Raw genomic sequence first — 24,120 nt, forward strand, 5'->3', positions numbered from 1 at the left:
GGTAATGAAGGCTCAGCGCAGGTTTGGTTTGTCGTTGTCCTGGCCACGGGTCACCGCGGTGTTCGTGGTCGACATCGCGATCCTGATAGTGGCAAGCCACTGCCCGGATTCCTGGCAGGCCGATCACCACGTGGCGTGGTGGGTCGGCGTGGGGCTCGCCGCGCTGGTCACCCTGTTGTCGTTGATCACCTACCACGGGATCACCGTGATCTCGGGACTGGCCGCCTGGGTGTGGGACTGGTCCGCCGACCCGGGCACCGCGCTGGCCACCGGGTGCACGCCGGCCGTCGACTACCAGCGCCGCTTCGGGCGCGACAAGGTCGGGGTGCGGGAGTACGCCGGCCATCTGGTCGCCGTGATCGGGATCGACAGCGGCGAAGACGACTCGGCGGCGCGCCACCGCCACCGTGCGACGTCGGCAACGCTGCCGGTGCAGGCGGTCGCCGAACAGCTGCAGCAGTTCGACATCCACCTCGATGACGTCGACATCGTCACCGTGAAGGTGCGCCGCGGGGGCAACGCGGCGGAACTGTCGGCGCTCGAGGACTGGGGCCCCGAGGAGTGGGGGCTGGTCGGGGATCGCCCGACTTCGTACGTGCGCAAGACCTGGCTGGTGCTGAGGATGGACCCACAGCGCAATGTCGCCGCGGTAGCGGCCCGCGATTCGCTGGCATCGACGCTGGTGGCGGCGACCGAACGGATCGCCCAGGATCTCGATGGGCAGAGTTGTGTGGCCAAGCCGCTGACCGCCGAGGAACTCGCCGAGGTCGACAAAGCCGTGCTGGCCGATCTGGAAGCGACCTGGAGCCGCCCCGGCTGGCGCCATCTCAAGCATTTCAACGGCTTCGCGACCAGCTTCTGGTTGACGCCGTCGGACATCACCACCGAGTCGCTGGAGGAGCTTCTGCTCACCGACGACCCGGACGTCGGTGCGACCGTGATCACGATCCGGCTCAACACCCGCAGCGGTCAGCCCCGGCTGTCGGCCTGGGTGCGGTACCACAGCGAGGGCCGGCTGCCCAAAGAGCTGTCCGCGGGCCTCAACCGGCTCACCGGCCGCCAGCTGGCCGCGGTGCGCGCCAGCCTGCCCGCCCCGACGACCCGGTCCCTGCTCGACGTACCGAGCCGTGAGTTCCTCCACGACGACGACTTGGTGCTGCCGGTGGGCCAGGTGCGGGACGACGCGGAAAGCGTGCCCACGGGGCAATGACACGCCCGCAGACCACCGCCGAGGACGCCCGTAACGCCATGGTCGCCGGTTTGTTGGCGTCCGGAATTTCCGTCAACGGGCTCCAGCCCAGCAACAACCCGCAGGTGGCGGCGCAGATGTTCACCACCGCGACCAGCCTTGACCCGGCGATGTGCGACGGCTGGCTGGCGCGGATCCTCGCCGGTGAGCAGAGCATCGAGGTGCTGTCCGGCGCGTGGGCGGCGGTGCGGACCTTCGGCTGGGAAACCCGCCGCCTGGGTGTCACGGACCTGCAGTTCCGTCCCGAGGTGTCCGACGGGCTGTTCCTGAAGCTCGCCGTCACCAGCGTCGAGTCGCTGGCGTGCGCCTACGCCGCCGTTCTGGCCGAGGCCAAACGCTACCAGGAGGCGGCCAAGCTGCTCGACAGCATCGAGCCACGCCACGCCTTCGACGAGGAACTGTTCAACTACGTGCGCGGGGTGCTGTTCTTCCGCACCGGACGCTGGCCCGATGTGCTCGCCCAATTTCCCGAGGGGAAGACCTGGCGCCACCCCGAGTTGAAGGCGGCGGGGGCGGCGATGGCAACCACCGCCCTGGCATCGCTCGGCGTCTTCGAGGAGGCATTCCGGCGCGGACAGGACGCCGTCGAGGGCGACCGCGTGCCGGGAGCCGCCAACATCGCCCTCTACACCCAGGGCATGTGCCTGCGCCACGTCGGGCGCGAGGAGGAGGCCGTCGAACTGTTGCGCCGGGTCTACTCGCGCGACCCGAAGTTCACCCCGGCCCGCGAAGCGTTGGACAACCCCAACTTCCGGCTGATTCTGACCGATCCAGAGACCATCGAGGCCCGCACCGACCCGTGGGACCCCGACAGCGCGCCGACCCGCGCCCAGACGGAGGCCGCTCGCCACGCGGAGGCGGCGTCAAAATACCTCGCCGAAGGGGATGCCGAGCTCAACGCGATGCTCGGCATGGAGCGCGCCAAGCGCGAGATCAAGCTCATCAAGTCGACGACCAAGGTGAACCTGGCCCGCGCCAAGATGGGTCTTCCGGTGCCGGTGACCTCGCGGCACACCTTGCTGCTTGGCCCTCCCGGAACCGGAAAGACTTCGGTGGCAAGAGCTTTCAGCAAGCAACTGTGCGGGTTGACGGTGCTGCGCAAGCCGTTGGTGGTGGAAACCAGCCGTACCAAGCTGCTGGGCCGGTACATGGCCGACGCGGAGAAGAACACCGAGGAAATGCTCGAGGGCGCCCTGGGCGGCGCGGTCTTCTTCGACGAGATGCACACCCTGCACGAAAAGGGCTACTCCCAGGGCGACCCGTACGGGAACGCGATCATCAACACGCTGCTGCTGTACATGGAGAATCACCGCGACGAGTTGGTGGTCTTCGGTGCGGGCTACGCCAAGGCGATGGAAAAGATGCTCGACGTGAACCAGGGTCTGCGGCGGCGCTTTTCGACGGTGATCGAATTCTTCAGTTACACCCCCAACGAACTGGTCGCGCTGACCAAACTGATGGGGGCGGAGAACGAGGACGTCATCACCGACGAAGCGGCCGAGGCGCTGCTGCCCTCATACACGAAGTTCTACCTCGACGAGAGCTACTCCGAGGACGGGGACCTGATCCGCGGCATCGACATCCTGGGCAATGCGGGGTTTGTCCGCAACGTCGTGGAGAAGGCCCGCGACCACCGCAGCTTCCGCCTGGACGACGACGATCTCGACGCGGTGCTGTCCAGCGATCTCACCGAGTTCAGCGAGGCGCAACTGCGCCGCTTCAAGGAACTGACCCGTGAGGACCTCGCCGAGGGCCTCGGCGCGGCCGTGGCCGAGAAGAAGCCGGAGTAGTTTGAGGTTGGCTCCACCGTCGCCGCACTCATCGCCTTCGGCTCGGCCTGCTCGATGACCACCGTGTACTTGCCGCCACATCGGGCAAGCCGTACCGTGCTCCGCGCTCAAAGCCGGTGAGGCACGTCGCGCCGCACGAGGTGCCTCACGTAAAAGTGAGCGCGAAGCGGTGGCTGGTGCCTCACGCATAGTGAGCGCGTGGGGGGCTTGCATTACTTCGCCTTGGCCAATCGGTTGATTGACGGTTGTAATGCTTGCAGGTCGATGTGGCGGGCGGCGGCGAGGGCCTCGGTCTTGGCTTTGGCCAGGTCCAGCAGCTGCATCTGGATGGTGGTGATCTGGCGGGTCAGATCGGCGGGGTTGATGCCCTCAATTCGGGTGGCCACGTTTGAAAGCTGTTGCGCATCAAGGACACCCGATTCCTGTAGGCGCTGCCACGGGGTGGCCGGCTTGTCGTAGACGCGCTTGCGGCGACCGTTGGTTGTGGTGGTGTAGCCGACGGGCTTTTTGGTCGGGGTGAAAAAGTTGCACCGTAGCGACACCACCGGCCACAGCTCGTTGAGCAGCTCCAGCTCCTCGGGGGTGTCATAGCGCCAGTAGAAGGCGTGTTTGCGCACCACATGGTTGTTCTTGGATTCCACATGGGCCTGGTCGTTTTTCTGGTAGGGCCGCGAGCGGGTCTGTTCGATGTCGCGGGCCTGCAGCCAGTTAGCGACCTCGTGGTTGATGAACTCAGACCCCGAGTCCGAATCGAAGATCACCATCGGGAACGGGAACCGCCGCTGTAACTCCTCGATGCCAGCGGTGATCCACTTGGAGGCGTTGTTGCGGATCGAAGCGTTCTCGGTCCAGCCGATGACCACGTCGGTCATCGTCAGGGTGCGGGCGAACTCGCCGATCAGCGTCGGGCCGCAGTGCGCCACGGTGTCGGCCTCGATCACCCCCGGGACCTTGGGCGCCTCATCGGCGCAGGTGCGGATGGCGATCGAATTCCGCAGCAGCGGTGAGGGTTTCGTTGTCGAGATGCCCTTAATGCGCATCGCATCCCGGGCGGGTTTGAGGTAGCGGTCCACGGTGGCCGCGCTCATCGCCTTCACCCCGGCCATGGCCGCCTCGGTGGCGAACGGCTTGTCCAGATCACCGGCCTTCTCCAGCAACGGCAGCCACAGATCACGCATGACCACCAGGTACTTGCCGCACGGCATGCCCATCAACGCCCACACGTGCTCCAGCAGCGCCCTGGCGTCGTCGCTGAAGCCCCGCGCCCGCAACGATCGCCTGTCGACCTGCTCGGCCGGATCCACCAGTCTCGGGCCGGTCAGCATCCGCCGGGCCGTCGAACGGCCCATCCCGGTGGTGGCCACCACCCGATCCAGGATCTTGGTCTTGTCCGCCTTGCACGCCTTGCCGTACTGACCTCGCAGTTTGTTGGTTACCTGCCGTCTTGCGGCCATGTCGATCTTGCCCTCCATACCGGGCAAGCCTTCCGCGCTACGCGCTCAAAATAGCTGAGGCATCACCACCGGCCACGCGCTCAAAGTAGGTGAGGCACGCCGCCGCATTGACTCCCGGCGCCTTGGAGTGTAAGAATCGTGCACGTAGGCACCTCGCTAGGTGAGGCGTCCACGCGGATACAGGCCACTGACCTCGAACGTCGAAAGACGCCCAGGGTCAGGACAGCTCCTCCCGGCTTAAGGGTTGAGCCCAAGTGGCTTTCGGCTCCGGCCGAATACGCCGTGTGGTGCCAAAGCTCTGACGAGAGAGGTGCGGCTCCCGGGATTTCCCGCTCGGGCTCACACTTCCGAAGTGCCCTGACGGCATCAGCGTATGCCCCGGCCGCGAGGAGGTGAGGACCGAAATGAGCCCAGGCGATAGTCCGCATCCCGAGTTCGACGACCATCTCGATCCGACCGTGGCCGCTCCCAAACTCTGAGCGAGTCCTAAAAGCCGGCACTTTCAACCTCTGGTGATGACCGCCGTCGTTGTACGTAGTGTAATTTTCTTGCAATTCACTTGCATGAAGCACCTAAGCTTTGGCTAAGCTAAGCTAAGCGCGGGCCGTCACGGCTGGGACTCCCGGAACGGCCAGCAACCACCCGGTCGGAACGACAGTTTACCCGTGCGATAGAAACGATTGTCATTTTCATCTAGGCTGCCTGCATCGGCGCCTACGGGCCTGTGAGGAGACTTGGAATGCTGTTCGTTACCGCGCAGCCGGAATCCTTGGCCGCTGCTGCCGCTCGCCTTCAGCAGATCGGTTCGACGCTGGCCGGTGAGCACGCCGCCACCGCCCCGCCGATGACCGGGGTGGTACCTGCCGCCTCCGACATCGTGTCGATGCTGACGGCCGCTCAGTTCGCCCGGCACGCTCAGACCTTCCAGGCATTGAGCGCCCAGGCCGCCGAAATCCACGAGAAGTTCGTGGCCACATTGGCGGCCAGCGCCGGATCGTATGCCGCCACCGAAGCAGCCAACGCGGCCGCGGCCCGTTAACCCGGCAGGGGCAACAATGTTGGACTTCGCCGCGCTACCGCCCGAAATCAATTCGGCCACAATGTATTCCGGTCCCGGATCCGGTTCGATGTTGGCCGCCGCCGGCGCATGGAACACGATCGCCGCCGAGATGCGTTCGGCGTCGGCGTCATACAGATCGGTGATCGTGGAGCTGACGAGCACCGGCTGGCTGGGCCCATCGTCGATGTCGATGCTGGCCGCGGCCACACCGTACCTGACATGGTTGGACACCGCCGCCACCCGGGCCGAGCAGACCGCGGGCCAAGCTTTCGCAGCCGCGACCGCCTTCGAGTCGGCGTTCGCGGCGACGGTCCCCCCACCCGTTGTCACCGCCAACCGCGCACAGCTGGCGATGTTGGTGGCCACCAACGTCTTCGGCCAGAACACCCCGGCGATCGCGGCCAACGAGGCCCAATACGCCGCCATGTGGGCCCAGGACGCCGCCGCGATGAACGGCTACGCCAGCGCTTCGACGACGGCCACCCAATTGACTCCACTCACCGCCCCGCCGACCGGCACCCGGACCGACGGGGTCACCACCCAGACCGCGGCGGTCACCCAGGCGGGACGAACGCCGGCCGGCACCGTGCAGTCCAGCCTCGCGCCCGCGGGGTCGTCCTCGTTGTCGTGGGGATCGGTTTCGTCGTGGCTGGCAGCCACCCTGAACGACACGAACGGCTCGGCTGTGGCGGACTTCCTGGCCAGCAATTTCTTCTCCGGCACGGTTGTCAACGGAGCCCTCGCGGGTGGTCCTTACGCACCGAATTTCATCCTGGGGTCGGTCGCGGGTTTCAGCTTCCTGGGCGCCGCCAAAGCCGGTGGGCTGCTCAAGGGTCTGGGCGACATCGCCGCGGCGAGCTCGGAAGTGCTACCGCTACCCGGGGTGGGGCTCATGGGCGCGGTATCCGCGGGGTCCGCGGCGTCCACCGCGTCCACGGCGTCCGCCGCGATGGGCCATGCCAGCCTGGTCGGGTCGGTGTCGGTTCCACCCGGTTGGGCGTCGGCGGCGGCGATCAGCCCCGCTGACGCGGCGACGCCGGTCACCGGCTTGAGCGACATCGGCTCCTCGCCGGCCGCGGGGGGGCCGGGTGGCTTCGCGGGGCCGATCACCGGCGCGGCCGGGCGTCGCCGCGCTATCCCGAAGTACGGGTTCCGCCCGGTCGTGATCCCGCGCCCGCCGGCGGCCGGATAGCCGCTTTCGGAGAATGCAGGAGAGAAGAGTCATGCTGGATTTCGCGATGTTGCCGCCGGAGATCAACTCCGCCCGGATGTATTCGGGGCCGGGCTCGGCGTCGATGACCGCCGCGGCCTCCGCCTGGAACCGGATTGCCGGCGAAATGCGCTCCACGGCAGCCGCTTACGGTTCGGTCATCACGGCGTTGACCGACGAGAGCTGGCTTGGCCCGTCATCGACGTCGATGTCGGCTGCGACGCGGCCTTACCTGGAATGGCTCGCCCTTGCGGCGGAACAGGCCGAACAGGCCGGCGCCCAGGCCGACGCCGCGGCAGCCGCCTACGAGACGGCATTTTCCGAGACGGTGCCCCCGCCGGTGATCGCCGCCAACCGCGCACAGCTGGCGACGTTGGTGGCCAACAACATCGTCGGGCAGAACACCGCGGCGATCGCGGCCAACGAAGCCCAGTACGGATCCATGTGGGCGCAGGACGCCGCTGCGATGAACGGCTACGCCAGCGCGTCGGCGGCGGCAACCCGGTTGACTTCGCTGACCGCACCGCCGTCCACCACCAACTCCGGGGGGTCGACCCAGGGCGCCAAACAGGCCGCTTCCACCTCGGCGACCACCGCGTCGGCGACCACCGCATCGTCGTCCGATCTCTTCGCGTGGCTGGGCTTGGCACCCAACACGGGCACCTCCACCACGGGCCTGGCCGGATTGCTCAACCTCTTGGACGGAAACACCGGCACGCTGTTCGGCAGCGCGCTCAACAACAACACGATCTCCAACTTCTCCAACGCGCTGACCACCAACGGGATGATGAACCCGACGTCGATGATCGACTCGGTCACGGCGTACAGCTTCCTGTTCGCCACCCAGGGCGGCGCCTCGTTCGACATGTCGGACCTGGCCGCGGGGCTGGCATTGACCGGGCCGATCGGGGCGGCCCCGGGCCTGCCGAGTCTTTCGGCCGCGGCGGTGTCGGCTCAGCTCGGGCACGCCAGCCTGGTCGGGGCCGTATCGGTGCCCCCGGCCTGGGGTGCGAGCGGGGCGACGGTCAACCCGGTCGCAGCTGCCACGAGCCGCATCGGCGCCGGGGCCTACCACAGCCTGAGCAACGCCACCCCCATGGTGATGGAAGAGACCGGGCCCGTCGGCATGCCCGGCCTGCCCCTGGCAGGCATGACCGGGCCGCACGAAGACGAGTTCAGCGCCCCGATCTACGGATTCCGCCCCCGCATCATCACGCGGCCACCTGCAGCAGGTTGACCCACGACCGGTCGAGACCGCCGTCGGGCGGCAAGGGCCGGCCACAACCAAGGACTCACCAAAATCCAGGACCCGGTTGACATCACGGACAAAGGACACGCCATGACGCTCAAACTTCTCACCGCATCGGCCGGCCTCGCCACCGTTCTCGCCGTCAGCCCGCTGGCTCACGCCGATTCCGATGACGGCGATACGGCGGCCTTCCTGATGACCATCCGCAAGGCGGGCATCGCCTTCCACGATCCGGGCCGCGCCGTCAAAGCCGGCCAAGCGGTCTGCGGCATGGCCAGTGCGGGCACCAGCGAGCCTGAGATCCTCAAGGACATCCGCGAGCTGAACCCCGGATTCACCCTGGACGGTGCCGCCAAATTCGCCGAAGCCGCCGCCCGGTCTTTCTGCCCCGAGCAACTCGGGGACGGCAGCAGCAGCGACAAGAGCAGGTGAGGTGCATGGGGCACGGCCTCGGGCAAACTCGTGAAACGCGTGTTTGACCTGCATTGTTGTGTCTGTGACCCGCGGAAGCGGTGTCTGTGACCAGCTGCTGTCTGATTGCTATCCACGGCCTCGGCGCGGCGCGTTCGGCAGCCGCTCAGCGGCCTCCGGTGGGTAACTCGCCGGACTCCGCGCTAGTCCCCGCCCGACGGCCACGGGATGCGTCGGGCAACGACGCACGCCGGCTCGGGTGATCCGGTGGGGCGCTATTTCGGCTGGCTCAGCAGAGCGAACGGGGCAAAGCGACTTGGCAGGAAACACACAGCAGCTAATCAGCGCTGGCGCAGCTATGCCTCGCTAACCTACGTGGTGACATCCCGGGGAGCGATGGTGACGTTTGCTGTTTACCCGCCCGTGCCGCAGGCCGAAAGCCATAGGGGCACTCATGGTGCTGCGCTGCAGACCGGGCACCGGGGATGTGTCAGCCCGGTGGACTGCGGCCGCCCGCTGGCTCGAGCCGGCAGGCACCCGCCGGCGGACCGCGCATCCCGTTGACGTCCGGGGCACCGCCGGCGGCGACGGGTTTGGGTTCGTTGCGGGAAAATAACCATGGCCGAAAGGCTGGACTCCCTCAATCGCGCAAAACCGGCTCCAAAAGCTAGTGACGACTGGCCTTACTTGGCCCTGTGGAAAAATTGTATTTGGATTACCAAAATGGCGGCGGAAGAAAATTCTTTTTGTCCCCAAAAGAAACGGACAGCGCACGCGGTCTGTCGTCGTTGAACCTGGGTTTCGTCGCTCATTCGTATGACGCGGGGCATCACCGTAGCGAGCTGCTGTCGGTGGCGCGTGCGACGCGGAACACACTGAAAGATAAGGCATCTCGCCTTGAGCATGGTCACTGACCGAAAGCGTTCTCTCCACCGCCCGCCTCGTCGTGACACATGTTCGTAACATTGTGCTTACTCCGCTGGAACAACGCCTCAATATCGTGGCACCTCGATGAGCCCGAGATTGCGCAGATCTGCCAAAAATAAGATCTGCAGCAAAGCTTTTGAGACGCAGAAACCACGTTTTTTTGGATTCCATAAGAGCTCGGACAGTTTTGGGGGCAGGGCTACGCGCGTCGTCATTACGATGACGGCTACCTGAAAGGACCGGAGGTAGACAGGTGATAGATTTCAGCGCGCTTCCGCCGGAGATCAATTCTGGGCGGATGTATGTCGGTCCGGGGTCGGGCCCGATGCTGGCGGCGGCGGCGGCCTGGGACGACCTGGCCGCCGAACTACGGTCGACGGCCGCGTCGTACAGCTCCACGGTCGAGGGCTTGACCGTGGGGCCGTGGGTGGGTCCCTCCTCGATCGCGATGGCGGCCGCGGCCACCCCCTACGTCTCGTGGATCAGTACCACCGGCTCGCAGGCCGAGCAGGCGGCCGCCCAGGCCAAGGTTGCCGCCGCCGCCTACGAAACGGCCTTCGCGGCGACGGTCCCGCCTCCGGTGATCGTGGCCAATCGCGCGTTGCTCATGGCGTTGATCGCCACCAACATCCTGGGGCAGAACACCCCGACGATCGCCGCCACCGAAGCCCAGTATGCCGAGATGTGGGCCCAGGACGCCGCCGCCATGTACGCTTACGCCGGCTCGTCGGCGGCCGCCGCACAGCTGATCCCGTTCCTCGACCCGCCTCAGACGACCAACAATTCGGGCGGGCCGATGCAGGCGGCCGCCGTCAGCCGATCGGGCACCTCGGGCGGCCTCAACATCGGTAGCCAGCTGTCGCAGCTGACGAGCTCCGTCCCGGGCGCGCTGCAGAGCCTGGCGACGGGCGCGACCACCAACGCGGCGACGCCGGGACTCACGCTGCCTTCGACTCTGCCCAACGCGCTGAACAACTGGAACTCGATCTTCGGCGCGCTCACCGGCATTTATTCGCCCCAGTCGTGGAGCACCATCCCCGGCGGCCCGTTCCTGTCCTTCGGGCAGGTGTACGCGTGGGGCCAGAACGGGCAAAGCGCGGCCGCCTATCTCGCCGGCCCCAAAGCCATCTCCGGCGCATTGGCGCCGCTGACCAGCGGCGCCGTCAAGCCGATGTTGAGCGCCGCCGTCGGCGGTGCGCCGGTGTCGGCGTCGATGGGCAGGGCCGCCCTGGTCGGAAGCATGTCGGTGCCGCAGGGCTGGACCGAGGCCGCACCGGCGATCAGGACGCTCGCCTCGGTGTTTCCCAACATCGCCGCCGCGCCCACCGCCTCGCTGGCTCCCGAAGGCGGCGTCTTCAGTCAGATGGCCCTGTCCAGCCTGGCGGGGCGTGCCGTGGCCGCGGGGGCGACCTACTCCTCGGGAGGTTCCGTGGCGGCGGGCTCGCTGGGCGGCGTCATCGAAGCCGAGGCGGCCACCGCCACCATCATCGTGATCCCGGCGCTCGAGGACTGACCGCGATGACCGACACGACCAGGCAAGGGGTATAGCGATGTTCTACGGAGCCTTTCCGCCGGAGTTCAACTCGGGCCGCATGTACGCCGGCCCGGGCGCCGAGTCGATGGTCGCCGCGGCTGCGGCCTGGGACACACTCGCCTCGGAATTGCAGTCCACCGTCTCCGCCTACTCGTCGGTGATCGACACGCTGAGCAGCGGACCGTGGGTGGGCCCCTCGTCGGTGAGCATGGTGGCCGCGGTCACGCCGTACCTGGCCTGGATGCAGACCACCGCCGCCCAGGCCGCGCACACGTCGAACCAGGCCACCGCGGCGGCGGCCGCCTACGAGACGGCGTTCGGGGCGACGGTGCCACCGGAGGAGGTCGCGGCCAACCGGACCCAGCTGGTATCGCTGGTGGCGACCAACATCGTCGGGCAGAACACCGCCGCGATCGCGGCCACCGAAGCGCAGTACGCCGAGATGTGGGCCCAGGACGCCCTGGCGATGGACACCTATGTCGCCGAGGCGGAGGCCGCCACCACCCAGCTGACCGCGTTCACCCAGGCGCCGGCGACCACCAACGGCTCGGGCTCGACGACGCAGGCCGCCGCGGTCAGCGCCGCCTCCGCCACCCCGGCCGCCAACGCGGCGGCGACCCTGGGCTCGATCATTCCCCCGTTCACTCCGGCGGCCGGGCCACTCGGATATCTCGCCGGGCTCGCCAACTGGTACCAGGCCCTCGGCAAGAACCTCCTGGAGATCGTCCCGAACGGGAGCGCGTGGTACGCGGCCGTGTACAACGCCGTCAAGATTCCCCTCGGCATCACCACGACGTTCAACGACATCGGTTTGCTCATCAACTTCCCGCTGTCGCAGTGGCTCAAGTTCGCCCCGCCCGTCGCGTACGGCGCGCTGCCGAAGGACGCGCTGGGCGCCGGGCTCGGAGCGCTGGGCTTCGGGCGCGGCACGCTGTACAACGCGGTCAGCCCGGTCGCGGCGAGCCTGGGCCGCGGCACCCTGGTCGGGTCGCTGACGGTACCTCCCAGCTGGGCCTCGGCCACCCCGGCCATCCGGACCGTCGCCGCCGCGTTGACGGCGGCCGGACCGGAGGCGGTGCCGGCGGCCGCCCTCGGCGAGGGCGGGCTGCTCAGCTCGATGTCGGTGGCGGGCATGCTCGGCAGCGCTTTCGGCGCGGGCGCTCCCACGGTTGCGAACCGTGCCGGCGTCCGCGGCCGCCTCACCCCGCTCAAAGAGCTGAAGGACGGCACCTCGCCGGAGAAACTGAAAAAGGTGGTCGCACAGATTTCGGAAAAGCCCGAAAGCGTGCAACATCACAATGTCGACCAGGAAGGGCTCGACGCACTGCTCGAGCAACTGGCCAGAAAACCCGGCATTCACGCCGTTCACCTGTCCAAGGGCAAGCCCAAAGTCGTGCCCTCAGAAGCGCAGATGACTTAGGAGGCAACCATTTTCCGGGGCAGGGCCGGCGACCGCGCCCCCACCGCATCCGGCGCCGAAATCGGCGGCGCGTGAGGCCATAAACGCAGTTCAGGGTGTTTTCTCGGAGAGCGAAAAAAGCGCTGAACCAGCTGTGAGAATGGCGGTGGCACAGCTAATCCAGCAACGTCGACGGTAGAGTTTTTCTGGTCTGCGGTTTCGGTCGAAGACCAGGCGGCACAATTTCCTCGACACGAGGGAAGGAGTAAATCATGAAAATGTTCGTTGCGCTTCTCGGCACGGCGGCGATGATCGGTTTCGCCGCGCCTGCGTATGCGGACCCGCCGCCGGAACCGGACGGTGACGACGCGGGGTTCGTCGCCGCACTGAACCAGGCCGGCATCTCCTTCGCGACCCGGGAGGGCGCCGTCGCCGCCGGCAGGGCGGTGTGTTCCTTCCTGGACAACGGCGAGAGCGGCCTGCAAGTGGTGCACGACGTCAAGGTGCACAACCCCGGGATGGACATGGAGAACGCGTCCAATTTCGCGTTGATCTCGGCGAAGTACTACTGCCCCCACCAGCTGTCCAAGGCCTGACGAACAGGGGTGGCGGCGGCATGAGACGGTTACCGGCGCTGCTCGGCGTCTCGTTCTTGATCGCGTGCGCCGCACCCGCGTCCGCGAGCCCGGACGACGCGTTCGACGACACGGGTTTCCTGGCGACGGTGCGCGACGCGGGCCTCACCTACACCACCCCCGACAAGGCCATCGCTTTCGGCAAAGCCGTATGCGGCTGGATCGACAGTGGCAAGTCAGGCCCTGAGCTCGTCCGCAGCCTGCAAGACGGTAATCCGGGATTGAGCGCGGACCACGCCACCCTGTTCGTGGCGATCTCGGCGAAGTACTACTGTCCACAACGACTCGCCGCGACGCATTAGACACCGGGCATTCAGGGCGGGTGACGAATAGTCAACGGGCCCAGTCGGATGCGGCCTGACCATTGGGCGGCGCACAGATGTCCGGCCGGTGGCCGCGGTGCGATCGGGTTCGCGCGGGGTCCACCTCCCGTTCACCTGCCCGTGGTTAGGTGCCTCGGATCAACACGGTCCGGCACCGGCCCGGCGGCGGTGCCCAATGCTGCGCAGGGGAGGGGAAGTGCCGTCATGCAGACGCTGAGCGTCGCCGATTTCGCGGTGCGACTGGCCGTCGGGGTCGGCTGCGGCGCCCTCATCGGCCTGGAGCGGCAATGGCGGGCGCGCCGGGCCGGGCTGCGCACCAACGCGCTCGTCGCCGCCGGCGCGACCCTGTTCGTGCTCTACGCGGCCGCCACCGAGGACACCAGCCCCACCCGGGTCGCGTCCTATGTCGTGTCCGGGATCGGGTTCCTGGGCGGTGGGGTGATCCTGCGCGAGGGGGTCAACGTGCGCGGGCTCAACACCGCGGCCACCCTGTGGTGCTCGGCGGCGGTCGGTGTGCTGGCCGCGTCGGGACATCTGACCTTCACGGTGATCGGCACCGGCACGGTCCTCGCGATCCACGTGTTCGGGCGCCCGCTCGGGCGGCTGATCGACCGTGACGAGAACGTCGAAGACGACGAGGGCCTCCAGCCGTACCTGGTACAAGTGACCTGCCGCCGCAAGGCGGAAACGTATGTGCGCGCCCAGGTCGTGCAGCACGCCAGCAGCAACGACATGACCCTGCGCGGCATCCACGCCCGCCAGACCGGCGACGACGAGGTCACCCTGAGCGCGCATCTGCTCATGGACGGCCACACCCCGGCCAAGCTCGAGCGGTTGGTGGCCGAACTGTCCCTGCAGCCGGGGGTCCGCACGGTGCAGTGGTACGCGGGGGAGACGGCGCAACAGCCGGACTGAGCACCGGCCGGGCCGGCTAGGGGCGGCCCTGCAGCTGCGGCGCGGCCGCGGCGAGCAGGGCCGCGCGGTCACCGGTCAGCGGCGGGTAGATGCGCGGGGTGTTGATGGCCCGCTTGGTGGCCTTGGCCTGCGCGCCCCGCGAGACCACCGCCCGGTCCCATCCCCGGGTGTAGACCGCGCCGGCCGGTCCGAGGTCGAGAACGGTGACGTACCAAGGTATTCGAAGCGGCAGCATCGGCTCATCGAACAGGTCGCTGATCACGTTGTAGCCGGCGTGGCGACCCATCGGACGTCCGTGCCGGCACGACATCACCGACAGATGTTCTTCGTCCAGGCGGGCGGCCGCCACGTCACCCGCGGCGAACAGCGATGCGATCCCGGGGACGCGCAGGTAGCCGTCGACCGGCACCCGGCCCAGCCCGTCGCCCGTCACCGGCAGCCACGCGGTCAATGGGCTGGCCCACATCCCGGCGCACCACACCAGCGTGGCGGCCTCGAGGCGCTCGCCCGACGACAGCGACACACCCCTTTCCGCGACCGCGGTGACGCGCTCGCCCCCATCCGGGTGTCGATGCCGTTATCCGACAACGCCTGCCGGATCACCGGCAGTGCCGAAGGGCCCATGTCCGAGCCGATCGCGCCGTGGTCGACGAGGACCACGCGCGGGGCGGCCCGTTGCGGGCCGAACAGCCCGCCGAGCCCGTTCGGCAGCTCGCTCGCTCACCACGGTGACGTCGACCGTGCCCGCGGGGACGGCGAGTTCGTCGAGCCGCCGCGCGGCGCCCAGGGCCGCCCACAGTCCGGCGAACCCGGAGCCGATCACCAGCACAGCGGTCAACGCCCGACACTTCACCGATCCGAGCCGCTCGGCGGCTCGGATCGCGCAATCGTCTCACCACGCCGTGACGGTGGCGGCCATCGACGCGGCGCGGCGGCGCGCCCGACGCCCGCAGGTCTCGCGCCGGCGCCGAGCCGACCGGATCCGCGAATTCCCCGGACGCAATAGCCGGACGCAATAGTCTGTGTGGGTGAGTTCCGTTTCGGGTTTCCTGTCCGCGCTCCCGCCCCAAATGCGGGATCCCGTATTGTTTGCTATCCCATTCTTTTTGCTGCTGCTGACGCTGGAATGGACCGCGGCCCGCAAGCTGGAACGCATCGCACCGGACGTCGGCGAGACGCGGCCGGGTTCCGGGGCCTACCTGAGCCGCGACTCCATGGCGAGCATCTCGATGGGCCTGGTGTCGGTCGCCACGACGGGGGGCTGGAAGACCCTGGCGCTGCTGGGCTATGCGGCGATCTACGCCTACCTGGCGCCCTGGCACCTCCCGTCGTCCCGGTGGTACACGTGGGTCGTCGCACTCTTCGGCGTCGACCTGCTGTACTACGCCTACCATCGCGTCGCGCACCGGGTACGGCTGATCTGGGCCACGCACCAGGCGCACCACTCCAGCGAATATTTCAACTTCGCTACCGCGCTGCGCCAGAAGTGGAACAACAGCGGCGAAGTCCTGATGTGGATTCCCTTGCCGTGGTTGGGGGTTCCGCCGTGGATGGTCTTCTTTTCCTTCTCGGTGAGCTTGATCTACCAGTTCTGGATCCACACCGAGCGAATCGACAAACTGCCGCGCCCGTTCGAGTTCGTCTTCAACACGCCGTCGCATCACCGCGTGCATCACGGCATGGACAAGCTCTACCTGGACAGGAACTACGGCGGCATCCTGATCATCTGGGACCGGCTGTTCGGCAGCTTCCAACCGGAGGTGTTCCGCCCCCACTACGGGCTCACCAAGCAGGTCGACACGTTCAACATCTGGAAGCTGCAGACGCGCGAATACGTCGCCATCGCCCGCGACTGGCGAGCGGCCGGCCGCCACCGCGACCGGCTCGGCTACGTGTTCGGTCCGCCGGGCTGGGTGCCGCGCGCGGCGGCGCGGACCGGGGCCGCCGACCCGATGGTCACGACGCTGTAACGCCCGCGCCGACCGTCGCGAAGACTCCTGCGTAAGGGAAAGTAACGCCGTAGTCTCGATTAGGTTGAGATTCGGCCCCGACGGATCGGAGCCCAAGGTGCGCCGCCGAGCATTGCGCGCATTCGCCGCCCCAGTCATTGTCGCGGCCTTCGTGCCTGCGTTGCCGTCCGCTGCGGCCAGCGCGCAGGGCACTCTGGTCTACCCGGGCATGGAGATCGTGCAGGACAACCGGCTGTGCACTCTGGCCTACGTCGACCCGACGATGCGCGTCGCGTACACGGCCGGGCATTGCCGCGGCGGGGGAGCCGTCTACGACAAGAGCGGCAACGCGATCGGCCGGATGGCCACCTTCCGGGACAACACGCCCAGCGGAACGACGGTCGCCACCGACCAGATCATCAACGACTACGAGGCGATCGTGCTGGACGACGGCGTCACGCCGAGCACCGTGCTGCCGGGCGGGCGCTCCCTGCAGTCGAATCCGGCCGCCACCGTGCAGGCGGGCCAACCGGTGTGCCACTTCGGGGTGGTCACCGGTGAGACCTGCGGGACCGTCGAGAGCGTCAACAACGGGTGGTTCACCATGTCGCACGGCGTGCAGAGCATGAAGGGCGATTCCGGCGGACCGGTATACCTGGCACCCGACGGTGGACCCGGGCAGATCGTCGGGATCTTCAACAGCATGTGGGGTGATTTCCCCGCCGCGGTGTCGTGGCGGGCGGCCTCGGACCAGGTCCGCCAGGACCTGGGCGCGACCGCCAACCCGCGCTGATCAGCGCGAGGCGTCCGGGGCCAGCACGAAGACGGGGATCGCCGGCGCGGCGGCGCGCAACTGCTCGTCACCGGAGTCCGGTGTCAGGCCGGGGACGAAATCTTTGACCTGCCAGTACCACCGGGCCAGGTACCGCCGCAGGACGTCGGGCTTGGCCGCGTCGTCCAGCTCTGTGGCGGCGGCGCGCTCCCGGTGCCAGCGCGGGCCCATCTCGAGGACGCCCGCCGCCCGGACGTTGCGGGCCCACTGCGTGTTGCCGCGGGGTGAGACGAGGTAGTGCACGCCGTCGACGGTCAGCAGGTTGACCGCCACCGTGCGCGGCTGCCCGGTCTTGCGGCCCCGCACCCGCACCGCGCGGGTCCCGGCGATGCCGACCCCCATCTCGGCCAGCCAGCGGATCGCGACGTTGGCGGCCCGGGCGGCGCGGTTCGGCTGTTGATAGTGGGTGGTCACCGTGGCGTCCTCTCGACAGACCAGAGAGCGGCGCTCTCGAATTGCCACCACGGTGCCACGCCCTTCGCCGAAAAGCAAGAGCGGTGATCTCGGTTGTGCGATACTGGCCGTGTGGGGAAGCGCCAGGAGTCGCGGGAACAGATCGAGGCGCGGATCGTCGAACTGGGCCGCCGCCACCTGGTGGACCGCGGCGCGGCGGGCCTGTCGCTGCGTGCGATCGCGCGCGACCTGGGCATGGTGTCCTCGGCGGTGTACCGCTACGTGGCCAGCCGCGACGAGTTGTTGACCTTGCTGCTGGTCGACGCCTATTCCGACCTGGCCGACACCGTGGACCGGGCCCGCGAATCGGGCGGCGAACTGTGGAGCGACGACGTCATCGCCATCGCGCGGGCCGTGCGGGGCTGGGCGATTGCCCACCCGTCCCGCTGGGCCCTGTTGTACGGCAGCCCCGTTCCCGGCTATCACGCCCCCGCGGAGCGCACCGTCGCGGTCGGGACCAGGGTTGTCGGGGCCTTCCTCGACGCCGTGTCCGCCGGGATCGCCACGGGAGACATACGGTTAACCAATGACGTTGTGGCACAGCCGCTGTCGTCCGATTTCCGGCGGCTCCGCCAGGAATTCGGCTTTCCAGGGGACGACCGAGTGATCACCAGATGCTTTTTGCTGTGGGCGGGCGTGCTGGGCGCCATCAGCCTGGAGGTGTTCGGCCAGTACGGCGCCGACACGCTGACCGAGCCCGGAGCGGTTTTCGACGCCCAGCTCCAGTTGCTGGTCGGCCTGTTCGGCCAGCCGTGACGCGCGACCGTGCGCCCTCGGCGGCGGCGGAATTAGAACGTGTTCATCCGGTACCGACCGGCGCGGCGCGGCCCGTCACGGCAAAGATCGCGTGCTGGGCTATCCTGCGAGGCGATGACCCTCTCCGTTCACGCGCCCACGCAGATCGCCTGGGTCACCCGGGACCTGGACGCCACCGAAACGGCCCTCACCGGCCTGTTAGGAGTCAGGAAATGGGTTCGCATCCCCGGCGTGCACTTTGCTCCGGACAGCTGCAGCTACCTCGGCGCGCCGGCCGATTTCGTCGCCGACATCTCCTTGAGCTACCTCGGCGACATGCAACTGGAGTTGATCTCACCGGTCCGCGGCCAGAACATCTATAGTGACTTTCTGCGTGACTCCGGACCGGGACTGCACCACATCTGCACGGAGGCCGACAGCCCCGAGCAGTTCGACGCGATGCTGGCCGGGGCCGGCGACCATGGCGCCACCGTCGCGCAACAGGGCGTGATGCCCGGCGGTATCCGGTTCGCCTATCTGTCGGCGCCCCAAGCGGGAGTGCCATTCGTCGAGATCGCCTACGTCTCGCCCGAGATGCGGGCTTTCTACGACTACATCAAACGGCAGCAACGGTGAGCCGCGCCAACGACGATGCAGAGCGCAGCGATGAGGAGGAGTGGCGCCAATGAGTCGCGCCAACGACGATGCAGAGCGCAGCGATGAGGAGGAGTGGCGCCAATGAGTCGCGCCAACGACGATGCAGAGCGCAGCGATGAGGAGGAGTGGCGCCAATGAGCACCGAGACACCAGCAACGGTCAGCGCGGACACGGTGGAGTCCTGGTCCGACGACGTCGACGTGGTCGTGATCGGGTTCGGCATCGGAGGCGGGTGTGCGGCCGTCAGCGCGGCGGCCGCCGGCGCACGGGTGCTGGTGCTGGAGCGCGCCGCCGCGGCGGGCGGCACCACTTCCCTTGCCGGAGGCCACTTTTACCTCGGCGGGGGAACGGCGGTGCAACTGGCCACCGGCCACCCCGATTCGCCCGAGGAGATGTACAAATACCTGGTCGCCGTCTCGCGCGAGCCGGAGCTGGACAAGATCCGCGCCTACTGCGACGGCAGCGTCGAACACTTCGACTGGCTCGAGGACCTGGGCTTCCAGTTCGAGCGCAGCTACTTCCCGGGAAAGGCGGTGATCCAGCCCAACACCGAGGGCTTGATGTACACCGGCAACGAGAAGGTGTGGCCGTTCCTGGAGAAGGCGGTGCCGGCGCCGCGCGGCCACAAGGTGCCCGTCCCCGGCGACACCGGCGGCGCCAGCATGGTGATCGAGCTGCTGCTCAAGCGCGCCGCAAGCCTGGGCGTTCAGATCCGCTACGAGACCGGCGCCACGCAGCTCGTCGTGGACGATTCCGGCGCCGTAACCGGTGTCACCTGGAAGCGTTTCACCGAAACCGGTGCGGTGAAAGCGAAGTCGGTGATCATTGCCGCCGGGGGATTCGTGATGAACCCGGACATGGTGGCCACCTACACCCCGAAACTGGCCGAGAAGCCGTTCGTGCTCGGCAACACCTACGACGACGGCCTGGGCATCCGGTTGGGCGCGTCGGCCGGAGGGGCCACCCGGCACATGGATCAGGTCTTCATCTCCGCGCCGCCCTACCCGCCGTCGATCCTGCTGACCGGGATCATCGTCAACAAGCTCGGCCAGCGCTTCGTCGCCGAAGACTCCTACCATTCCAGGACGGCCGGGTTCATCATGGACCAGCCGGACAGCACGGCGTACCTCATCGTCGACGAGGCGCACCTCGAGCACCCCAAGATGCCGCTGGTGCCGCTGATCGACGGCTGGGAAACCGTCCCCCAGATGGAGGCCGCGCTCGGCATCCCGCAGGGCAATCTGGTGGCGACGCTGGACCGGTACAACGACTACGCCGCGCGCGGCGAGGACCCGGACTTCCACAAGCAACCGGAATTCCTCGCGCCACAGGACAAGGGTCCGTGGGGCGCGTTCGACATGTCGCTGGGCAAGGCGATGTATGCCGGATTCACCATCGGCGGGCTGGCGGTCACCGTGGACGGCGAGGTGCAGCGCGCCGACGGCAGCGTCATCCCGGGGCTTTACGCGGTGGGCGCCTGCGCGTCCAACATCGCCCAGGACGGCAAGGGGTACGCCAGCGGCACGCAACTGGGCGAGGGTTCGTTCTTCGGGCGCCGCGCGGGAGCGCACGCGGCCCGCGGGGCCGGGGAGGCGCAGGCGCCCGCGCCGAGCCTGTAATTCTGCTGGGCCTGCAATTCTGCAGGGAAAGTGCGAGTACAGTCCTGCAGATTTACAGCCTCGAGGGCTGCCCGGCCGACAGCCGGCTAGACCGACGCAGGCTCCTTCTCCACCGGGCCCAACCGCCAGTCGCCGCCACCGAGCAGGTGTAGCCGTTGTTCGTGGTGCTGCTCGACGGCAGGCCGGTGACTGACGCTGACCAGCACGCAATCGGGCAACTCGGCGCGCACCAGCTGGTACAACGCGAATTCCAGCCCCTCGTCCAGCGCGGAGGTGGCCTCGTCGAGGAAGACCGCCTCGGGTTTGGTCAGCAGGATGCGGGCAAAGGCGACACGCTGCTGTTCGCCGGGGGAGAGCACCTTGGCCCAGTCCTGCTCCTCGTCGAGCCGGGCGATCAGCGGGCTCAACGCGACCTTGCCCAGCACGTCGCGTAACTGGTCGTCGGCGACGTCGTCGGGCGAGTTGGGATAGCAGACGACGCTGCGCAGGTCGCCCAGCGGCACGTAGGGCAACTGGGACAAGAACATCGTCGCGTTGTCTCCGTCGGGACGGCACAACGTCCCCGACGCGTACGGCCACAGCTCGGCCAGACTGCGCAGCAGCGTGGTCTTGCCGGACCCGGAGCGCCCGGTGATCACCAGCGAGTCGCCCCGGTCCAGCTGCACGTCGAGCGGGTCGATCAGCTGGTCCCCGTTCGGCGTGCGCACCTCCAGGTCGCGGAGTTCGACCGCCGCCTCCTCGCTGCCTTTGACCAGGATCGTCGGCAGGGCCCGGCCCCGCGTGTTGGCGTCGACCAGGCCGTGCAACCGGATGATCGCGGCCCGGAAGGCCGCGAACGCGTCGTAGTTGTTGCGGAAGAACGACAGCGAGTCCTGGATGTTGCCGAAGGCCGTCGCGCTCTGTCCGACGTCACCGAAGTCGATGCGCCCGGCGAACAGCCGCGGCGCCTGAATCACCCAGGGCAACGGGACGATCAACTGCGACACCGAGAAGTTCCAGCCGTTGAAGATGATGGTGCGGCGCACGAACCTGCGGTAGTTGTCGATGATCGGGGTGAAGCGCCGCCACAGTTGCGCCCGCTCGACCCGCTCACCGCGGTAAAAGCCCACCGCCTCGGCGGCGTCGCGCAACCGCACCAGTCCGTAACGGAATGCGGCGTTGAGCTTCTCGTTGTTGAAGCTCAGCCAGATCAGGGGGTGCCCCAGCCACACGGCGACGACCGTGGCGACCAGCACGTAGACGAGCACGACCCAGAACATCGCACGGGGAATGGTCACGCCCAGGACGTTGAGGTTCCCGGACAGGTTCCACAGGATCGCGGCGAACGAGAGCACCGAGGCCACCGCGTTGACGGCCCCGAACAGCAACGTGCTGCCGGTCCCGTTGGACGGGATGTTCGGCGTGCCCCCGGCGTTGGCGGTGAAGATGTCGATGTCCTGCTGGATGCGCTGGTCGGGGTTGTCGATGGTGTTGTCGATGAACAGGTCCCGGTAATAGGCCCGCCCGGCGAGCCAGTCGTCGGTGAGGTTGCCGGTCAGCCACACCCGCCAGGCGATGATGAAGCGCTGCGTCAGGTAGATGTCCGTCATGATCCGGACGACGTAGAGCGACGCCAGCAGGCTGAAGATCACCAGGGACATCCAGAAGCCGTGGATGCCGGACTGTCTGACCTTTTCGTTGCCGGCCGCCAGGCCCTGCACCGCGATCTGCACGGATGTGTAGAGGTCGTTGCCCTGGTAGCTGAGCAGCACCATGATCCGCACGGACAGGATCACCGACAGCAACAGCACGCCGAGCATCGCCCATACGGGAACGCTGCGCGCGCCGACGAAGTACCCGCGGGTGATCCGCCAGAACTGCCGTCCCCAGGGCGTGAAGTACCTGAACGCGACCAGCACGACCAGCACGCAGACCGCGCTGATGACCCAGGCCAGCGCGACCCACCGCAGCGACTCCACGGGTGCCGTCGACCAATTGATCGACGGCTTAAACGTTTTCGCGCCCAAGGTCTGAGTCTCCTTTGTACCCGGAAGGCGGCGGATAGGCTGCAGTGATGAGCACCGACGCCGTCTCAACCCAGCCCATGCATGCCGGCCGGCTCGTCGCGCGGCGACTCAAGGCCAGCGGTGTCGACACCATCTTCACGCTATCCGGCGGCCACCTGTTCTCCATCTACGACGGCTGCCACGACGAGGGTATCCGGCTGATCGACACCCGCCACGAGCAGACGGCGACCTTCGCCGCCGAGGGCTGGTCCAAGGTCACCAGGGTGCCGGGCGTGGCGGCGCTGACCGCCGGGCCGGGGGTCACCAACGGGATGAGCGCGATGGCGGCGGCGCAGCAGAACCAGTCGCCCCTGGTAGTGCTCGGCGGCCGCGCCCCGGCGGGGCGCTGGGGGATGGGTTCGCTGCAGGAGATCGACCACGTGCCGTTCGTGGCGCCGCTGGCGCGGTTCGCGGCCACCGCGCAGTCCGCCGACGCCGCCGGCCGACTCGTCGACGAGGCGCTGCGGGCCGCGGTGGCCCCGCCGTCGGGCGTGGCCTTCGTCGATTTCCCGATGGACCACGTCTTCTCGATGTCCGACGACGACGGCAGGCCCGGGGTCCTGGCCGAACCGGCGCCCGGCGTCCAGGCGGATTCCCAGGCTCTGGAGCATGCGGTCGGCCTGCTGTCCGCCGCGCAGCGGCCGGTGATCATGGCGGGCACCAACGTGTGGTGGGGGCACGCGGAGGCGGCGCTGCTGCGGCTGGCCGAGGAGCGGCAGATTCCGGTGCTGATGAACGGGATGGCCCGGGGGGTGGTGCCCGCCGATCACCCGATGGCGTTCTCGCGGGCGCGGGCGAAAGCGCTGAGCGAGGCCGACTTGGCCCTGGTCGTCGGGGTGCCGATGGATTTCCGGCTCGGCTTCGGCGGGGTGTTCGGCCCGCAGACCCAGCTCGTCGTCGCCGATCGCGCCGAACCCGGGCGCGACCATCCGCGTCCCGTCGCGGCCGCGCTCTACGGCGACCTCACCTCGATCCTGTCGGCCCTGACCGAGGGGACCGTGGCGAACGGCACCGGCCACCGGGACTGGACCGCGGAGCTGCGCGCGACCGAGAACGCCGCGCGCGCCGGGGAGCAGGCCGACCTGGGCGAGAACAGGATTCCGCTGCACCCGATGCGGGTGTACGCCGAGCTGGCCCCGATGCTGGACCGCGACGCCATCGTCATCATCGACGCGGGCGATTTCGGCTCCTACGCCGGCCGGGTGATCGACAGCTACCTGCCCGGCTGCTGGCTGGACAGCGGCCCGTTCGGGTGCCTGGGTTCGGGCCCGGGTTACGCCCTGGCCGCCAAGCTGGCCCATCCGGACCGCCAGGTCGTGCTGCTGCAGGGCGACGGCGCGTTCGGCTTCAGCGGCATGGAATGGGACACCCTGGTTCGCCACAACGTGCCGGTCGTGTCGGTGATCGGCAACAACGGGATCTGGGCCCTGGAAAAGCATCCGATGGAGGCGCTCTACGGCTACTCGGTGGTGGCCGAGCTGCGCCCGGGCACGCGGTACGACGAGGTGGTGCGCGCCCTGGGCGGCCACGGTGAGCTCGTGTCCGCCCCCGCCGAGCTGCGGCCCGCGCTGGAGCGCGCCTTCACCTGTGGCCTGCCCGCCGTCGTCAACGTGCTCACCGACCCCGCCGTCGCCTATCCGCGCCGATCCAACCTGGCCTGACGCCGCGCCGCAT

Annotated in this window: 21 protein-coding genes, 2 pseudogenes and 1 riboswitch; of the genes and pseudogenes, 18 read left to right on the plus strand and 5 right to left on the minus strand. The window is 68.1% G+C overall.

The annotated features are described in order from the left end of the window. Positions 1–4: 4 nt before the first annotated feature. Positions 5–1,210, plus strand: coding sequence for a type VII secretion protein EccE (gene eccE, locus ACJ512_RS14575; protein ID WP_407686275.1), 1,206 nt, complete (start codon positions 5–7; stop codon positions 1,208–1,210). Beyond that, entirely contained in the window at positions 1,207–3,039 is a 1,833-nt protein-coding gene (eccA, locus tag ACJ512_RS14580; RefSeq protein WP_407686274.1) for a type VII secretion AAA-ATPase EccA, read from the plus strand. Before eccE ends, eccA begins: the two co-directional genes overlap by 4 nt. Positions 3,040–3,251: 212 nt before the next feature. Here eccA and ACJ512_RS14585 read toward each other — a convergent pair whose 3' ends face one another. Together ACJ512_RS14585 and ACJ512_RS14590 are read right to left on the minus strand one after the other, a co-directional pair. Further along, positions 3,252–4,127: an integrase catalytic domain-containing protein gene (locus ACJ512_RS14585; RefSeq protein ID WP_461480127.1), complete on the minus strand. Its 876-nt coding sequence runs from the start codon at positions 4,125–4,127 to the stop codon at positions 3,252–3,254. Further along, positions 4,104–4,388, minus strand: a pseudogene (locus ACJ512_RS14590) (integrase catalytic domain-containing protein); the annotation flags it as partial. The gene ACJ512_RS14585 and the pseudogene ACJ512_RS14590, both read right to left, overlap by 24 nt. 250 nt (positions 4,389–4,638) lie before the next feature. Then, a riboswitch (M-box (ykoK) riboswitch) is annotated at positions 4,639–4,810 on the plus strand. 422 nt (positions 4,811–5,232) lie between these two features. Between ACJ512_RS14590 and ACJ512_RS14595 the strand changes: the two are divergent. The 10 genes from ACJ512_RS14595 (at position 5,233) to ACJ512_RS14640 (ending at position 14,156) form a co-directional block, all read left to right on the plus strand. After that, positions 5,233–5,532 (plus strand): PE family protein, encoded by a 300-nt coding sequence (locus tag ACJ512_RS14595; RefSeq protein ID WP_407687678.1) that lies wholly within the window; start codon positions 5,233–5,235, stop codon positions 5,530–5,532. A gap of 16 nt (positions 5,533–5,548) precedes the next feature. Further along, the gene (locus ACJ512_RS14600; protein WP_407687677.1) at positions 5,549–6,745 is read left to right on the plus strand and encodes a PPE family protein; all 1,197 of its coding nucleotides are present in this window, start codon (positions 5,549–5,551) and stop codon (positions 6,743–6,745) included. A gap of 31 nt (positions 6,746–6,776) precedes the next feature. Beyond that, on the plus strand, positions 6,777–8,000 hold the full coding sequence (locus tag ACJ512_RS14605) for a PPE family protein (protein WP_407687676.1): 1,224 nt from the start codon (positions 6,777–6,779) through the stop codon (positions 7,998–8,000). Between the two features lie 102 nt (positions 8,001–8,102). Beyond that, entirely contained in the window at positions 8,103–8,444 is a 342-nt protein-coding gene (locus ACJ512_RS14610) for a DUF732 domain-containing protein (RefSeq protein WP_407687675.1), read from the plus strand. A 674-nt stretch (positions 8,445–9,118) separates the two neighbouring features. Then, complete coding sequence (locus tag ACJ512_RS14615) at positions 9,119–9,337, plus strand: hypothetical protein (RefSeq protein WP_407687674.1); 219 nt, start codon at positions 9,119–9,121, stop codon at positions 9,335–9,337. Positions 9,338–9,603: 266 nt separating this feature from the next. Further along, entirely contained in the window at positions 9,604–10,863 is a 1,260-nt protein-coding gene (locus ACJ512_RS14620) for a PPE family protein (RefSeq protein ID WP_407687673.1), read from the plus strand. Between the two features lie 37 nt (positions 10,864–10,900). Continuing rightward, positions 10,901–12,304: a PPE family protein gene (locus ACJ512_RS14625; protein WP_407687672.1), complete on the plus strand. Its 1,404-nt coding sequence runs from the start codon at positions 10,901–10,903 to the stop codon at positions 12,302–12,304. A gap of 248 nt (positions 12,305–12,552) precedes the next feature. Continuing rightward, on the plus strand, positions 12,553–12,879 hold the full coding sequence (locus ACJ512_RS14630; protein WP_407687681.1) for a DUF732 domain-containing protein: 327 nt from the start codon (positions 12,553–12,555) through the stop codon (positions 12,877–12,879). Between the two features lie 20 nt (positions 12,880–12,899). Continuing rightward, the gene (locus ACJ512_RS14635; protein ID WP_407687671.1) at positions 12,900–13,220 is read left to right on the plus strand and encodes a DUF732 domain-containing protein; all 321 of its coding nucleotides are present in this window, start codon (positions 12,900–12,902) and stop codon (positions 13,218–13,220) included. Positions 13,221–13,445: 225 nt separating this feature from the next. Then, positions 13,446–14,156 carry an MgtC/SapB family protein gene (locus ACJ512_RS14640; RefSeq protein ID WP_407687670.1) on the plus strand — a complete coding sequence of 237 codons (711 nt, stop codon included), beginning with the start codon at positions 13,446–13,448 and terminating at the stop codon, positions 14,154–14,156. Between the two features lie 16 nt (positions 14,157–14,172). Here the strand turns inward: ACJ512_RS14640 and ACJ512_RS14645 are convergent. Next, positions 14,173–14,876, minus strand: a pseudogene (locus ACJ512_RS14645) (FAD-dependent oxidoreductase); the annotation flags it as partial. Between the two features lie 308 nt (positions 14,877–15,184). Here ACJ512_RS14645 and ACJ512_RS14650 point away from each other — a divergent pair. Further along, complete coding sequence (locus tag ACJ512_RS14650; RefSeq protein WP_407687669.1) at positions 15,185–16,126, plus strand: sterol desaturase family protein; 942 nt, start codon at positions 15,185–15,187, stop codon at positions 16,124–16,126. A 97-nt stretch (positions 16,127–16,223) separates the two neighbouring features. Further along, entirely contained in the window at positions 16,224–16,898 is a 675-nt protein-coding gene (locus ACJ512_RS14655; protein ID WP_407687680.1) for an Rv1815 family serine proteinase, read from the plus strand. Here ACJ512_RS14655 and ACJ512_RS14660 read toward each other — a convergent pair whose 3' ends face one another. After that, the gene (locus ACJ512_RS14660; protein ID WP_407687668.1) at positions 16,899–17,351 is read right to left on the minus strand and encodes a nitroreductase family deazaflavin-dependent oxidoreductase; all 453 of its coding nucleotides are present in this window, start codon (positions 17,349–17,351) and stop codon (positions 16,899–16,901) included. A 111-nt stretch (positions 17,352–17,462) separates the two neighbouring features. On the opposite strand from ACJ512_RS14660, the gene ACJ512_RS14665 reads away from it, so the two are divergent. The 3 genes from ACJ512_RS14665 to ACJ512_RS14675 all read left to right on the plus strand — a co-directional run bounded on the left by ACJ512_RS14665 (position 17,463) and on the right by ACJ512_RS14675 (position 20,401). Next, entirely contained in the window at positions 17,463–18,146 is a 684-nt protein-coding gene (locus ACJ512_RS14665) for a TetR/AcrR family transcriptional regulator (RefSeq protein WP_407687667.1), read from the plus strand. Positions 18,147–18,260: 114 nt separating this feature from the next. Beyond that, the gene (locus ACJ512_RS14670; protein WP_407687666.1) at positions 18,261–18,761 is read left to right on the plus strand and encodes a VOC family protein; all 501 of its coding nucleotides are present in this window, start codon (positions 18,261–18,263) and stop codon (positions 18,759–18,761) included. A gap of 155 nt (positions 18,762–18,916) precedes the next feature. Continuing rightward, positions 18,917–20,401, plus strand: a complete 1,485-nt coding sequence (locus ACJ512_RS14675; RefSeq protein WP_407687665.1) for an FAD-binding protein — start codon at positions 18,917–18,919, stop codon at positions 20,399–20,401. Between the two features lie 86 nt (positions 20,402–20,487). Here ACJ512_RS14675 and ACJ512_RS14680 read toward each other — a convergent pair whose 3' ends face one another. Beyond that, positions 20,488–22,407 carry an ABC transporter ATP-binding protein/permease gene (locus tag ACJ512_RS14680; RefSeq protein WP_407687664.1) on the minus strand — a complete coding sequence of 640 codons (1,920 nt, stop codon included), beginning with the start codon at positions 22,405–22,407 and terminating at the stop codon, positions 20,488–20,490. Between the two features lie 47 nt (positions 22,408–22,454). On the opposite strand from ACJ512_RS14680, the gene ACJ512_RS14685 reads away from it, so the two are divergent. Beyond that, positions 22,455–24,107 (plus strand): acetolactate synthase, encoded by a 1,653-nt coding sequence (locus ACJ512_RS14685; RefSeq protein ID WP_407687663.1) that lies wholly within the window; start codon positions 22,455–22,457, stop codon positions 24,105–24,107. The last annotated feature ends 13 nt before the right edge of the window (positions 24,108–24,120 follow it).

Source organism: Mycobacterium cajalii (genome assembly GCF_045809005.2).
GTDB lineage: Bacteria > Actinomycetota > Actinomycetes > Mycobacteriales > Mycobacteriaceae > Mycobacterium.

Coding starts and splice junctions, on each gene's coding strand:
- ACJ512_RS14600 (WP_407687677.1), top strand. CDS start 5,549: ATGTTGGACTTCGCCGCGCTACCGCCCGAAATCAATTCGGCCACAATG.
- eccE (WP_407686275.1), top strand. CDS start 5: ATGAAGGCTCAGCGCAGGTTTGGTTTGTCGTTGTCCTGGCCACGGGTC.
- ACJ512_RS14610 (WP_407687675.1), top strand. CDS start 8,103: ATGACGCTCAAACTTCTCACCGCATCGGCCGGCCTCGCCACCGTTCTC.
- ACJ512_RS14685 (WP_407687663.1), top strand. CDS start 22,455: ATGAGCACCGACGCCGTCTCAACCCAGCCCATGCATGCCGGCCGGCTC.
- ACJ512_RS14635 (WP_407687671.1), top strand. CDS start 12,900: ATGAGACGGTTACCGGCGCTGCTCGGCGTCTCGTTCTTGATCGCGTGC.
- ACJ512_RS14640 (WP_407687670.1), top strand. CDS start 13,446: ATGCAGACGCTGAGCGTCGCCGATTTCGCGGTGCGACTGGCCGTCGGG.
- ACJ512_RS14585 (WP_461480127.1), bottom strand. CDS start 4,127: ATGAGCGCGGCCACCGTGGACCGCTACCTCAAACCCGCCCGGGATGCG.
- ACJ512_RS14670 (WP_407687666.1), top strand. CDS start 18,261: ATGACCCTCTCCGTTCACGCGCCCACGCAGATCGCCTGGGTCACCCGG.
- ACJ512_RS14675 (WP_407687665.1), top strand. CDS start 18,917: ATGAGCACCGAGACACCAGCAACGGTCAGCGCGGACACGGTGGAGTCC.
- eccA (WP_407686274.1), top strand. CDS start 1,207: ATGACACGCCCGCAGACCACCGCCGAGGACGCCCGTAACGCCATGGTC.
- ACJ512_RS14625 (WP_407687672.1), top strand. CDS start 10,901: ATGTTCTACGGAGCCTTTCCGCCGGAGTTCAACTCGGGCCGCATGTAC.
- ACJ512_RS14595 (WP_407687678.1), top strand. CDS start 5,233: ATGCTGTTCGTTACCGCGCAGCCGGAATCCTTGGCCGCTGCTGCCGCT.
- ACJ512_RS14605 (WP_407687676.1), top strand. CDS start 6,777: ATGCTGGATTTCGCGATGTTGCCGCCGGAGATCAACTCCGCCCGGATG.